We start from the raw sequence: 13,347 nt of genomic DNA, 5'->3' as shown, positions 1-13,347 counted from the left end.
TCAGTCCGGGAGGGCGTAGAAGCGCTCGGTCGAGCGACTGCGCCCCTCGATCTGGTCGTACTGGACGAGCCGGTACTCCTCGAGCAGCTCTCGAGCCCGGCCGGTGAGCTCGTCGGGGTCCACCTCGGCGCCGTGGCGGTCCTGCACGAGCTGCGGCGTCAGCACCGGGAGCTCCTGGCGCAGGTCGGTGAGGAGCGCCGACATCGGCGTCACGGGGGCCCCCGTCGCCTCGCGCAGCAGCGGCCAGAGGTGGGTCGGACCGACGGGGTCGACCTGCTCGGTCCGGCTCAGCGGGACGTTGCCGAAGACCACCCACGGTGTCTCGTAGCGCCTCACCTCACCGTTCCTGCGGAGCAGCCCCTCGGGCCAGATCGCGGGGAGGTGGTCGCCGTAGACGAGCACGACCGTCGGCTCGTCGAGGGCCGCGACACCCGCCACCAGGTCGGCCAGGGCCTCGTCCGAGTGCTTGATGCCGCGCAGGTACTGGCCGACCCCCGCAGAGAGCTCCTCCCCCGCGACGCGCGCCCCGATCGGGTCGGGGTAGCGGTCCTCGTACGGCGCGTGGTTCTGCATCGAGACCGCGTTGATGAGCATCGGCTCCTCGGTCTCCTCGAGCTCGTCGAGCACCTCCCGGTAGAGGGCGCGGTCGCTGACGTAGTGCCACCGCCCCAGCGTCTGCTTGCGGCGCATCTGGTCCGAGAACTTCGTGCGGTCGAACCCCAGAGCCGGATAGGCGGTACCGCGCCGGTAGAAGCTCCCGCCGAAGGAGTGCATCGCCAGCTTGGCCCGCTTGGTCTCGACGCGGGCGTTGACGAACCCCGGGAAGCGGGCGTGGCCGGGGAGGAGCTGCTGGAACGGCGTGCGCGCCTGTGGTTGGAGGTTGGCGGCGGCGAGCCCGGTGAGCACCTCGAACTCCATGGTCGAGGTGCCGCCCCCGTACCCGACGCTGACCATCCGCCCCGAGGGGTTGCTCCCCATCAGCTCGCGGGTGAACGGGATCGGGTCCTCCTCCAGCTCGAGGCCGTCCAGCCAGGTGGGGTCGCTGAACGACTCGCTCAGCACCACCACGATGTTGGTGTCCTTCAGCGCGGCGGGATCGCGGGAGGCGTTCAGCTCCCGGGCCCGGGCGACGTACTTGTCGGCGAGCGCCGACATCGTCTCCTCGTCGTAGCCGTCGGGGCGCTTCATCGGCTTCGCCGGCATGTTGTAGAGCAGCGCCGGCAGGAACCCGTTGGCCCGGTAGTTGTCCCACTGGTCCCAGGCCACCCACTCGGCGCCGCCCGCCTCGTAGCCGGCGCGCAGCAGGTTGCGCTCGTCGTTGAAGGTGAGCGTCGAGTGGAGGACCAGGGCTCCGACGACGACGTACCCGACGCGGAGCAGCGGCGGGGCGCCGCGCACCCCTGTCGTCCGGCGACGTCGCGCCGCGGCCCACGTGGCGGCGGCCAGGGCGAGCACGGCGAGCCCGCCCGCGAGCCCCAGCTGCCAGACCGGGATCCCCGCGTTGTCCAGCAGGAACCCGGTCTGGTCGAGGTAGGCGACGTCGGTCGGGAAGAGCGGCTCGAGGCGGAGCCTGGCCTTCTCGTCGCTGGCCACCACGGTGACGCCGGTGAGCAGGCCCAGGGCGAGGACGGCGACCACCCGCGACCCCAGCAGGCCCAGCACCAGCAGGGAGAGGAGCCACAGGACGACCGCGCTGAGGGCCAGCACCACCCAGGGCAGCTCGCCGATCCCGCCGACGTCGCCCTGCAACAGGCCACGGAACCGGTGCTCGGCGACCAGGACGCAGCCGACGGCGGCCAGGGCGGTGACGCCGAGATCGACCAGCAGCTGGCGCCGGGACCAGGCCGCTCGATCCGGCCGATCCGTTCGGGTCCTGCTGTCCTGCTGCCCCTCCTGAAACCCCGGATCGCCGTTCACGGGGACAGGCTATGTCGGCCTCCGGAGCATCGCCGAACCGTCGGGCCTCAGACGCGGATCGCGGCCGGGACGCCGTCGGAGAAGACCTCGGGCTCCGCCGGGAACGACTCCGCCACCCCCACGGCGTACCGGGCGGCGCTCCACGCGGCGGCGCAGGCGTCGAGGAGGTCGTCGACCGCGTAGCCCGGCCCGGCGGCGAGCCAGGGCAGCGGGAAGCCGGCCGCCCGGAGGGCGGCCTCGCGCGCCTGCTGCCCCTCGGGGGTGCGCTTGGCGGCCGGCACCGGGGCACCGGCGAGGCGGGCGAAGGAGAGCTCCGGATGGACCTCCACCACCCGGACCGGCGGAGTGCCCCGCACGTAGCCGTCGACGTCGAGGATGCGCTCCCGCAGGGCCCAGGCCTGGGCGGAGGCGCTCTGCCCGTCCGTGGCGGCGACGTTCGCCGCGCGGGCCTCGGCGTAGCTGCCCGCCTCGTAGGCCGCCCGGGTCAGGGTGGTGAAGACCGAGGAGGACTTCCCCACCAGCTCGCGACGCGCCAGGACGTCGGCCTGCCGGCGCCCGGTGTCGGGCAGCCCGATCGGGATGTCGACCCCCACCACCTGGACCGGCTCGGCCTCGCGGGCCAGCTCCACCAGACCGGCCAGGGTGGGGGCGGCGAGCACCCGGCTCCGGCCGCCGGCGAGCAGCACCCCCACCCAGCTGCCCTTGCCGGCGTCGACGCCGAGCACCGGCGGCACGTCAGCGGGCAGGGCCGTCGCGGCCGCGGGGGCGGCGGCGAACCGCTCGGCTAGGGCCGCCAGCTCGCGGGAGACGTCGAGCCCGGCCTGATCCGCGAGGCCGCCGAGCTCGGCGAGCAGCCGCTCGGCCCGGGCGGCGACCGCCCGCTCGTCCTGCTCGCCCATGCGCGTCATCCTGCCAGCAGGAACCGCGCCGTGAAGACACGCGGGCATGGCAGGGGGCATGGCAGGGGCATGGCACGAGGGCCGGACCCCGCCTGTGCGGGATCCGGCCCTCGTGGGTGACTACGTCGCCTCGGCGACGGCTCGATCAGCTCTGGTAGGAGCCGAAGTCGAAGTCGTCCAGCGCGACGGCCTGGCCGGAGCCCTGGCCGAAGTCGTAGTCGTAGGAGTCGTAGCCGGTGACGGAGTACGCCGCGGCGCGGGCCTCCTCGGTGGGCTCCACCCGGACGTTGCGGTACCGCTCGAGGCCGGTACCCGCCGGGATCAGCTTGCCGATGATCACGTTCTCCTTCAGACCCAGCAGCGAGTCGGAGCGACCGTGGATCGCGGCGTCGGTGAGCACCCGGGTGGTCTCCTGGAAGGAGGCCGCGGAGAGCCACGACTCCGTCGCCAGCGAGGCCTTGGTGATCCCCATCAGCTCGGCGCGACCCGAGGCCGGCGTGCCGCCCTCGGAGACGACCCGACGGTTCTCCTCCTCGAAGCGGGCCCGGTCGACCAGGTCGGAGGGCAGCAGGTTGGTGTCGCCCGACTCGATGACCGTCACGCGGCGCAGCATCTGCCGCACGATGATCTCGATGTGCTTGTCGTGGATCGACACACCCTGGCTGCGGTAGACCTCCTGCACCTCGTCGACGAGGTGCTGCTGCGCCCGGCGGATGCCGAGGATCCGCAGCACCTCCTTCGGGTCGGGGGTACCGACCGTCAGCTGCTGGCCGACCTGGATGCTCTCGCCGTCCGCGACGTTGAGCCGCGACCGCTTCGAGACCGGGTACTCGACGACCTCGGAGCCGTCGTCGGGGGTGATGATGACCTTGCGGGCCTTGTCGGTCTCCTCGATCTCGACCCGGCCGGCGACCTCGGAGATCGGCGACAGACCCTTGGGCTGACGCGCCTCGAAGAGCTCGACCACGCGGGGCAGACCCTGGGTGATGTCGCTGGCCGAGGCCGAACCACCGGTGTGGAAGGTACGCATCGTCAGCTGCGTGCCGGGCTCACCGATCGACTGGGCCGCGATGATGCCGACGGCCTCGCCGATGTCGACCAGCTTGCCGGTGGCCAGCGAGCGGCCGTAGCACTTGGCGCAGGTACCGGTCTTGGCGTCGCAGGTCAGCACGGAGCGGACCTTGACCTCCTCGATGCCGGCCGCCACGAGCTCGCCGATCTTGACGTCACCGAGGTCCTCACCGGCGACGGCGAGCACCTCCCCGGTCTCCGGGTGGGCGATGTCGACCGCCGCCGAGCGGGCGTAGGCCGCCGTCTCGGAGTGCGGGTGCTTGACGATCGTGCCGTCCTCGCGACGCTCACCGATCTGCTTGGGCAGACCGCGCTCGGTGCCGCAGTCCTCCTCGCGGATGATGACGTCCTGCGAGACGTCGACCAGACGACGGGTCAGGTAGCCCGAGTCGGCGGTACGCAGCGCGGTGTCGGCGAGACCCTTGCGCGCACCGTGGGTGGCGATGAAGTACTCCAGGACGGTCAGGCCCTCGCGGAAGTTCGACTTGATCGGCCGCGGGATGATCTCGCCCTTCGGGTTGGCCACCAGTCCTCGCATGGCCGCCACCTGACGGATCTGGTTCATGTTTCCCGACGCGCCGGAGTCGACCATCATGTAGATCGGGTTGGCCCGGTCGAAGGTCTTCTCCATGGCGCGACCGACCTCGGCCGCGGCCTGGGTCCAGATCTCGATGAGCTCCTGGCGACGCTCGTCGTCGGTGACCAGACCCCGCTCGAACTGGGTCTGCACCTTGGCGGCCTGGGTCTCGTAGCCCGACAGGATCTGGGCCTTCTCCGGCGGCGTGGTGACGTCGTCGATGGAGACCGTGACCCCCGAGCGGGTGGCCCAGTGGAAGCCGGCGTCCTTCAGGGCGTCCAGGGACGCCGCGACCTCGACCTTGGTGTAGCGCTCCGCCAGGTCGTTGACGATCTGGCCGAGCGCCTTCTTGCCCACCTCGTAGTTGACGAAGGGGTAGTCGCCGGGCAGGCAGTCGTTGAAGATCGTCCGGCCGAGCGTGGTCTCGAGGAGGACCGGCTGGCCGTCCTCCAGGTCGGCGGCGCCCTCGAGGTCCATCGGCGCGACGATGCCGTCGAGCCGGATCCGGACCTTGCTCTGCAGCGAGATCTCGCCGCGGTCGAAGGCCATGATGGCCTCGGCCTGCGAGGAGAAGGCGCGCCCCGAGCCCGGCTGGTCCTCACGGTCGGTGGTGAGGAAGAACAGACCGATGATCATGTCCTGGGTCGGCATGGTGACCGGCCGGCCGTCGGACGGCTTGAGGATGTTGTTGGTCGAGAGCATCAGGATCCGCGCCTCGGCCTGGGCCTCGGCCGACAGCGGCAGGTGCACCGCCATCTGGTCACCGTCGAAGTCAGCGTTGAACGCGCTGCAGACGAGCGGGTGGATCTGGATGGCCTTGCCCTCGATCAGCTGGGGCTCGAAGGCCTGGATGCCGAGTCGGTGCAGGGTGGGTGCACGGTTGAGCAGCACCGGGTGCTCGGTGATGACCTCTTCCAGCACGTCCCACACCACGGGGCGGGCGCGCTCGACCATCCGCTTGGCGGACTTGATGTTCTGGGCGTGGCTGAGGTCGACGAGCCGCTTCATCACGAAGGGCTTGAAGAGCTCGAGCGCCATCTGCTTGGGCAGACCGCACTGGTGCAGCTTGAGCTGCGGACCCGACACGATGACCGAACGGCCCGAGTAGTCCACGCGCTTGCCGAGCAGGTTCTGACGGAAGCGACCCTGCTTGCCCTTGAGCATGTCGGAGAGGGACTTCAGCGGCCGGTTGCCCGGGCCGGTGACGGGGCGACCACGACGGCCGTTGTCGAACAGCGAGTCGACGGCCTCCTGGAGCATCCGCTTCTCGTTGTTGACGATGATCTCCGGCGCGCCGAGGTCCAGCAGCCGCTTGAGGCGGTTGTTCCGGTTGATCACGCGGCGGTAGAGGTCGTTGAGGTCGGAGGTGGCGAAGCGGCCACCATCGAGCTGGACCATGGGGCGCAGGTCCGGCGGGATGACCGGGACGGCGTCGAGCACCATGCCGATCGGCTGGTTGCCGGTCTTGCGGAAGGCGTCGACGACCTTGAGGCGCTTCAGCGCCCGGACCTTGCGCTGGCCCTTGCCGTTGGCGATGGTGTCGCGCAGCGACTCCACCTCGGCCTCGATGTCGAAGTCCTGGAGGCGCTTCTGGATCGCGGTCGCGCCCATGTAGCCCTCGAAGTACTTGCCGAACCAGTTCTTCATCTCGCGGTAGAGGATCTCGTCGCCGAGCAGGTCCTGGACCTTGAGCGACTTGAAGGTCGACCAGATCTCCTCGAGCCGGGCCAGCTCGCTGTCCGCACGCTTGCGGATCGCGGCCATCTCGCGCTCGGCGCCGTCCTTGACCTTGCGGCGCTGGTCGGCCTTGGCACCCTCGGCCTCGAGGGCCTCGAGGTCCTCCTCGAGCTTCTTGGCCCGCTCGTCGACCATCGAGTCGCGGCGCTTCTCCAGGCGCTCCCGCTCCAGGCCGACCTTGTTCTCCAGGGTCTCCATGTCGCGGTGACGCGCGTCCTCGTCGACCGAGGTGATCATGTAGGCGGCGAAGTAGATGACCTTCTCGAGGTCCTTCGGCGCCAGGTCGAGCAGGTAGCCCAGGCGCGAGGGCACGCCCTTGAAGTACCAGATGTGGGTGACCGGGGCGGCGAGCTCGATGTGGCCCATCCGCTCACGGCGCACCTTGGAGCGGGTCACCTCGACGCCGCAGCGCTCGCAGATGATGCCCTTGAAGCGCACGCGCTTGTACTTGCCGCAGTAGCACTCCCAGTCCCGGGTGGGACCGAAGATCTTCTCGCAGAAGAGGCCGTCACGCTCGGGCTTGAGCGTGCGGTAGTTGATGGTCTCCGGCTTCTTGACCTCACCGTGGCTCCACGTGCGGATGTCATCCGCGGTGGCCAGGCCGATCCGAAGCTGGTCGAAGAAGTTCACGTCGAGCACGTTGGCTTCAATTCCTTCGTTAGTTCTCTTTGAATCAAGACGGTGACTGAGGCGGGCGGCGCGTCCGTCGGACGCGCCGCCTCACGACTCAGACTTCTTCGACGGAGCTGGGCTCGCGACGGGACAGGTCGATGCCGAGCTCCTCGGCCGCGCGGAAGACGTCTTCCTCGGCGTCCTTCATCTCGATGGTGGAGCCGTCCTGCGACAGCACCTCCACGTTGAGGCAGAGCGACTGCATCTCCTTGATGAGCACCTTGAACGACTCGGGGATACCGGAGTCGGGGATGTTCTCACCCTTCACGATGGCTTCGTAGACCTTGACGCGACCAGGCACGTCGTCGGACTTGATCGTCAGCAGCTCCTGCAGGGCGTAGGCCGCGCCGTACGCCTCCATCGCCCAGACCTCCATCTCACCGAAGCGCTGGCCACCGAACTGGGCCTTACCGCCGAGCGGCTGCTGGGTGATCATGGAGTACGGACCGGTCGAGCGCGCGTGGATCTTGTCGTCGACCAGGTGGTGGAGCTTGAGGATGTACATGTAGCCGACCGAGACCGGGTCCGGGAACGGCTCGCCGGAGCGGCCGTCGAACAGGTTGGCCTTGCCGGTCTCGTCGATCAGCCGCACGCCGTCACGGTTGGGCAGCGTGGCGCCCAGCAGGCCGGTGATCTCGTCCTCACGGGCACCGTCGAAGACCGGGGTCGCCACCTTGGTGCCGGCCTCGCTCTTCTCGGCGTGGATCGACATGAGCCGGTCCTGCCACTCCTCGGAGCCACGGTCGGCGTGCAGGTCGAGGTCCCAGCCCTGCTTGGCCAGCCAGCCCAGGTGGAGCTCGAGGATCTGGCCGATGTTCATCCGTCGCGGCACACCCAGCGGGTTGAGCACCACGTCGACGGCGGTGCCGTCCTCCATGAACGGCATGTCCTCGACGGGCAGGATCTTGGCGATGACGCCCTTGTTGCCGTGGCGGCCGGCCAGCTTGTCGCCGACCGAGATCTTCCGCTTCTGGGCCACGTAGACGCGGACCAGCTGGTTGACGCCGGGCGGCAGCTCGTCGCCGTCCTCGCGGTCGAAGACCCGGACGCCGATGACGGTGCCGGACTCGCCGTGCGGCACCTTCATCGAGGTGTCGCGGACCTCGCGCGCCTTCTCACCGAAGATCGCGCGCAGCAGGCGCTCCTCCGGGGTCAGCTCGGTCTCGCCCTTGGGGGTGACCTTGCCGACCAGGATGTCGCCGGTGGTGACCTCGGCGCCGATGCGGATGATGCCGCGCTCGTCGAGGTCGGCCAGGCCCTCCTCGGAGATGTTCGGGATGTCCCGGGTGATCTCCTCGGGGCCGAGCTTGGTGTCGCGGGCGTCGACCTCGTGCTCCTCGATGTGGATCGAGGTGAGGACGTCCTCCTGCACCAGGCGCTGGCTGAGGATGATGGCGTCCTCGTAGTTGTGCCCCTGCCACGGCATGAAGGCGACGAGCAGGTTGGTGCCCAGTGCCATCTCGGCGTTGTCGGTGCACGGACCGTCGGCGATCGGCGAGCCGACCTCGACCCGGTCACCCTCGACGACCAGCGGACGCTGGTTGATGCAGGTGCCCTGGTTGGACCGCTTGAACTTGGCCATCCGGTAGGTCTGGTAGGTGCCGTCGTCGTTCATCGTCTCGATGGCGTCGGCGGAGACCGCCTTGACCACACCGGCCTTCTCGGCCACGACCACGTCGCCGGCGTCGACCGCGGCGCGGTACTCCATGCCGGTGCCGACCAGCGGGCTGTCGCTGCGGATCAGCGGCACGGCCTGGCGCTGCATGTTGGCGCCCATCAGCGCGCGGTTGGCGTCGTCGTGCTCCAGGAACGGGATCAGCGCGGTGGCGACCGAGACCATCTGGCGCGGGGAGACGTCCATGTAGTCGACGTCGGCGGCCAGGATCTCGGAGACCTCGCCGTCCTTCTGCCGGACCAGCACCCGCTCCTCGAGGAACCGGTTGTCCTCGTCGAGGCGCGCGTTGGCCTGGGCGATGACGTAGCGGTCCTCGTCGTCGGCGGTGAGGTAGTCGATCTGGTCGGTCACCACACCGTTCTCGACCTTGCGGTAGGGCGTCTCGACGAAGCCGAACGGGTTGATCCGCCCGTAGGAGGCCAGCGAGCCGATCAGGCCGATGTTGGGGCCTTCCGGGGTCTCGATGGGGCACATCCGGCCGTAGTGCGAGGTGTGGACGTCACGGACCTCCATGCCCGCGCGGTCACGGGAGAGACCGCCGGGGCCCAGCGCGGAGAGCCGGCGCTTGTGCGTCAGGCCCGCGATCGGGTTGGTCTGGTCCATGAACTGCGAGAGCTGGGAGGTTCCGAAGAACTCCTTCAGCGCCGCGACGACCGGACGGATGTTGATCAGCGACTGCGGCGTGATGGCCTCGACGTCCTGGGTGGTCATCCGCTCCCGGACCACGCGCTCCATCCGGGCCAGGCCGGTGCGCAGCTGGTTCTGGATGAGCTCGCCGACCGTGCGCATCCGGCGGTTGCCGAAGTGGTCGATGTCGTCGGCGTAGACCTTGACCGGCTTGTCGTCGGAGCCGATGACGACCGCGCCCGACGGGTCGACCAGGTCGACCGGCTCGCTCGGCGCGCCGCTGGCGTGCAGCTGCACGATGTAGCGGATCGCGTTGACGACGTCGTTGATGGTCAGCGTCTGCTGGTCGAACGGCTCGTGCAGGCCGAGCTTCTTGTTGATCTTGTAGCGACCGACCTTGGCCAGGTCGTAGCGCTTGGGGTTGAAGTAGTAGTTCTTCAACAGGGTCAGCGCGGCCTCGCGGGTGGGCGGCTCGCCCGGGCGCAGCTTGCGGTAGATGTCGAGGAGGGCGTCGTCGGGGCCCTGGGTGTTGTCCTTCTCCTCGGTGAGCTGGATCGACTCGTACTGGCGCAGCTCGGCCATCACCGACTCGTAGTCGTAGGGCTCGCCCTCGTAGCCCTCCTCCTGGGCCAGCGCCTGGAGCGCCTTGAGGAGGACCGTGACGTTCTGCTTGCGCTTGCGGTCGAGGCGGACGCCGACCAGGTCGCGCTTGTCGATCTCGAACTCGAGCCAGGCACCACGCGAGGGGATGACCTTGGCGGTGTAGATGTCCTTGTCGGACGTCTTGTCGGCGGTGCGCTCGAAGTAGGCGCCGGGCGACCGCACGAGCTGGGAGACCACGACACGCTCGGTGCCGTTGATGATGAAGGTGCCCTTCTTCGTCATCATCGGGAACTCGCCCATGAACACGGTCTGGGCCTTGATCTCGCCCGTGGTGTTGTTCATGAACTCGGCCGAGACGTAGAGGGGGCGGGAGTAGGTGAAGTCCTTCTCCTTGCACTCCTCCTCGGTGTACTTGGGGTCGACGAAGACCGGGTTCTCGAAGGACAGCGACATGGTGTCGTTGAAGTCCTCGATGGGAGAGATCTCCTCGAAGATCTCCTGGAGGCCCGACTTCTCCGAGACGTCGTCGCCGGCGGCGCGGCGGGCGGCGACGGTCTCCTCCCACTTCTCGTCACCGATCAGCCAGTGGAAGCTGTCGGTCTGAAGAGCAAGCAGAGGGGGAACCTCGAGAGGCTCCTTGATCTTTGCGAAAGAGATGCGGCGGGGGTTTCCAGCAGAGCTGCGCGCGGCCAAGATGCGTCCTTCGAATCATCGCTGAAGGTGAAGTGGCGTCACCCACCACTACATCACCCGTCCGGTCAGGGTGAGAGCATATGAGGGCAGACGCAACTCATGATGCTAGCGCAGAGACGCACGCAGGACAAACCCCCGATGGGGGTCCAGAAACTCCGTGCGGTTGCGAAGATGATGGCTCGCCGGGAGCCGAAGGTCAAGCCACCCGGCCGCGGGACCGGCCCGCTCGGCCGGCGGCGCTCACCACCACATGAACGTCGAGGATCGCCGGGTCGTCGAACTCGCAGGTCAGGTCGGCCGCGGGCTCGACGACGCCGGAGTCGAGGCCGACGACCGTACGTCGCGCGAGAGGGCCGGGACGCACAGAGGCGGCCACCCCGATGGGGTGGCCGCCTCCGCGGTGGTGCTTGCCCCCGAGGGGGCGGGGGTCACTTGAGGGTGACGGTGGCGCCGGCGCCCTCGAGGGACTCCTTGGCCTTCTCGGCGGCAGCCTTGTCGACCTTCTCCAGGATCGCCTTGGGGGCACCCTCGACGAGGTCCTTGGCCTCCTTCAGACCGAGGGAGGTCAGGGCGCGCACCTCCTTGATGACGTTGATCTTCTTGTCACCAGCGGCCTCGAGGATGACGTCGAACTCGTCCTGCTCGGCGGCGGCCTCGGCGCCGGCGGCGCCACCGGCAGCCGGGGCGGCGGCAACGGCGACGGGGGCGGCGGCGGTCACGCCGAAGGTGTCCTCGAACTCCTTCACGAACTCGGAGAGCTCGATGAGGGTCATCTCCTTGAACGCGTCGAGGAGGTCAGCGGTGCTGAGCTTCGCCATGGTTGGCGTTTCCTTCCATTCGGTGGACGACCGGGGTTCCCGGGCCGTCCTGGGGTTTCAGGTGGTGGTGGTGTGACGCCCTCAGGCGTCGGTGGCCTCGGTCGCCTCGTCGTCGGACGACTCGGCGGGGGCCTCCTCGGCAGCGGGGGCTGCGGCCTCGTCGGCAGCGGCCTCCGGGGCCGGCGTACCGGCACCACCTGCGAGGATCGAGGGGTCCTGCTCCGCCTTCGCCTGCAGGGCGCCGGCGAGCCGGGCAGCCTGTGCGAGCGGGGCGTTGAGCAGGTAGACGGCCTGGGACAGCGAGGCGAGCATCGCGCCCGCCATCTTGCCCAGGAGCACCTCGCGCGACTCGAGGTCGGCCAGCTTGGCCACCTCTGCCGCGTCCAGCGTGTTGCCGTCCAGGACACCACCCTTGATCACAAGGGCGGGGTTCGCCTTGGCAAAGTCACGCAGACCCTTGGCCGCCTCCACGACGTCACCGCTGATGAAGGCGATGGCGGTGGGACCGGTCAACAGGTCGTCGAAGCCTTCGATGCCCGCCTCGTTGGCGGCCAGCTTGGCCAGCGTGTTCTTGACCACGGCGTAGTTGGCGTTCTCGCCGAGGGAGCGCCGCAGGTCCTGCAGCTGCTTCACGGTGAGACCGCGGTACTCGGTCAGCACAGCACCGGCGGACTCGTTGAACGACTCAACGATCTCCGCGACGGCTGCTGTCTTCTCTGGCCGCGCCATGGGTCTCCTTCCGGACTACGTCGAAGACAGTCGGGCGGATCCACAAAGACGAACGCCCCGGGCGCAAGGCCCAGGGCGTGGACCCGGATCGCTCCGGGTGACTCTGGAACCTGCGCTGGCCGTCCGCTTCACGGAACCTTCGACCGACACCCCACGAGGGAGAGCCGGTCACCGGCGGTCTCTGGTTACTCCGACAAGAGTAGGGGTCGGCGAGGGGCCTGCCAAATCCTCGTTCCCGTCTCCTGTACCCGCCCCCTGTGATGGAATCCGCAGGTGGAATCGATGAACTCCCTCGACGAGGTGCTCGAGCGTGTCGACGCCCGCCTCCTCTCCCCCGGGACCGACGTGCGCATCTGGTCCACCGGGTTCCCCCTCCTCGACGACGCCCTCGGCGGCGGGCTGCGGGCCGGAGCCCTGAATCTGCTGGCCGGCTCCCAGGGCGAGGGCAAGACGACCTTCGCCCTGCAGGTGGCCCGGCAGTGCGCCCGGCAGGGCCGGCCGGTCCTCTTCTTCTCCTACGAGCTCGAGGCGGAGGTGCTGCTGCAGAAGGTGATCGCCGCCGAGGCTGCGGACTCCGGCGTCCCCGGCCCCATCTCGGTCTACCAGGTGCGGGCCGCCTTCGAGGCCAGCGACGGCGTCGAGGGCGGGCTGCCCGAGCGGCTCGGGCGCTACCCCGGCGGGCTCGACGCGCTGGCCACGGTCAGCGACTACGCGCCGCGGCTGACGATCCACCGCTCCACCAGCACCCACACCAACCTCGACGTGATCTCCGCGGCGGTCAAGGAGGTGGTCGCCGAGTGCGGGGAGTCCCCGCTGGTGATCGTCGACTACCTGCAGAAGGTGCACCCTCCGGTGGCGATGGAGGAGGAGCAGGCCATCACCCACGTCACCGAGCGGCTCAAGGACGTGGCCATCGAGTTCGACTGCCCGGTGCTGGCCATCTCGGCCTCCGACCGCGCCGGCCTCGAGCCGGGTGCGCGGATGCGGGCGCGCAACATGAAGGGCTCCACCGCGCTGGCCTACGAGGCCGACGTGGTGCTGATCCTGGCCAACAAGGCCGACATCGTGGCCCGCCACCACCTGATGTACGCCGCCAACAACGGCGACCACTTCAAGGAGTGGTCGGTGCTCACGGTCGAGAAGAACCGCTCGGGCCGCACCGGCGCGGAGATCGAGTTCAAGAAGCACTTCGCCTACGGGCGCTTCATCGCCGACGGCGAGGTCGTCGCGGAGAAGCTGGTCGACGAGCGCGTCTTCGTCGACTGATCCCCGCCGCGGCCCGCGGGAGATGCGACAGGGCCGGTCACCCCGTGGGGGTGACCGGCCCTG

At 69.3% G+C, this 13,347-nt stretch carries 8 protein-coding genes; 1 reads left to right on the top strand and 7 read right to left on the bottom strand.

Going from position 1 to position 13,347, the window contains the following annotated elements; translation table 11 throughout:
* The 7 genes from AC4BGE_RS17730 to rplJ all read right to left on the bottom strand — a co-directional run bounded on the left by AC4BGE_RS17730 (position 1) and on the right by rplJ (position 12,018).
* Positions 1 to 1,917, bottom strand: coding sequence for an LTA synthase family protein (locus tag AC4BGE_RS17730; RefSeq protein WP_490576136.1), 1,917 nt, complete (start codon positions 1,915 to 1,917; stop codon positions 1 to 3).
* Positions 1,918 to 1,964: 47 nt separating this feature from the next.
* Positions 1,965 to 2,816 carry a DUF429 domain-containing protein gene (locus AC4BGE_RS17725; RefSeq protein ID WP_490570288.1) on the bottom strand — a complete coding sequence of 284 codons (852 nt, stop codon included), beginning with the start codon at positions 2,814 to 2,816 and terminating at the stop codon, positions 1,965 to 1,967.
* A gap of 145 nt (positions 2,817 to 2,961) precedes the next feature.
* Entirely contained in the window at positions 2,962 to 6,840 is a 3,879-nt protein-coding gene (locus AC4BGE_RS17720; protein WP_490570289.1) for a DNA-directed RNA polymerase subunit beta', read from the bottom strand.
* Between the two features lie 88 nt (positions 6,841 to 6,928).
* Complete coding sequence (rpoB, locus tag AC4BGE_RS17715; protein WP_490570649.1) at positions 6,929 to 10,474, bottom strand: DNA-directed RNA polymerase subunit beta; 3,546 nt, start codon at positions 10,472 to 10,474, stop codon at positions 6,929 to 6,931.
* A gap of 193 nt (positions 10,475 to 10,667) precedes the next feature.
* A complete protein-coding gene (locus AC4BGE_RS17710; RefSeq protein ID WP_490576135.1) occupies positions 10,668 to 10,847 on the bottom strand; it encodes a hypothetical protein in 180 nt (59 codons plus the stop codon).
* A gap of 52 nt (positions 10,848 to 10,899) precedes the next feature.
* Positions 10,900 to 11,289, bottom strand: a complete 390-nt coding sequence (gene rplL / locus AC4BGE_RS17705; RefSeq protein ID WP_490570290.1) for a 50S ribosomal protein L7/L12 — start codon at positions 11,287 to 11,289, stop codon at positions 10,900 to 10,902.
* A gap of 81 nt (positions 11,290 to 11,370) precedes the next feature.
* A complete protein-coding gene (gene rplJ / locus AC4BGE_RS17700; protein WP_490576134.1) occupies positions 11,371 to 12,018 on the bottom strand; it encodes a 50S ribosomal protein L10 in 648 nt (215 codons plus the stop codon).
* A 282-nt stretch (positions 12,019 to 12,300) separates the two neighbouring features.
* On the opposite strand from rplJ, the gene AC4BGE_RS17695 reads away from it, so the two are divergent.
* Complete coding sequence (locus AC4BGE_RS17695; RefSeq protein WP_490576133.1) at positions 12,301 to 13,284, top strand: DnaB-like helicase C-terminal domain-containing protein; 984 nt, start codon at positions 12,301 to 12,303, stop codon at positions 13,282 to 13,284.
* The last annotated feature ends 63 nt before the right edge of the window (positions 13,285 to 13,347 follow it).

The sequence above is a fragment of the Nocardioides sp. Z50_6 genome (assembly GCF_058215755.1).
Note: the sequence above shows the minus strand (reverse complement) of the source record. Positions and strands in the feature narration are given on the sequence as shown.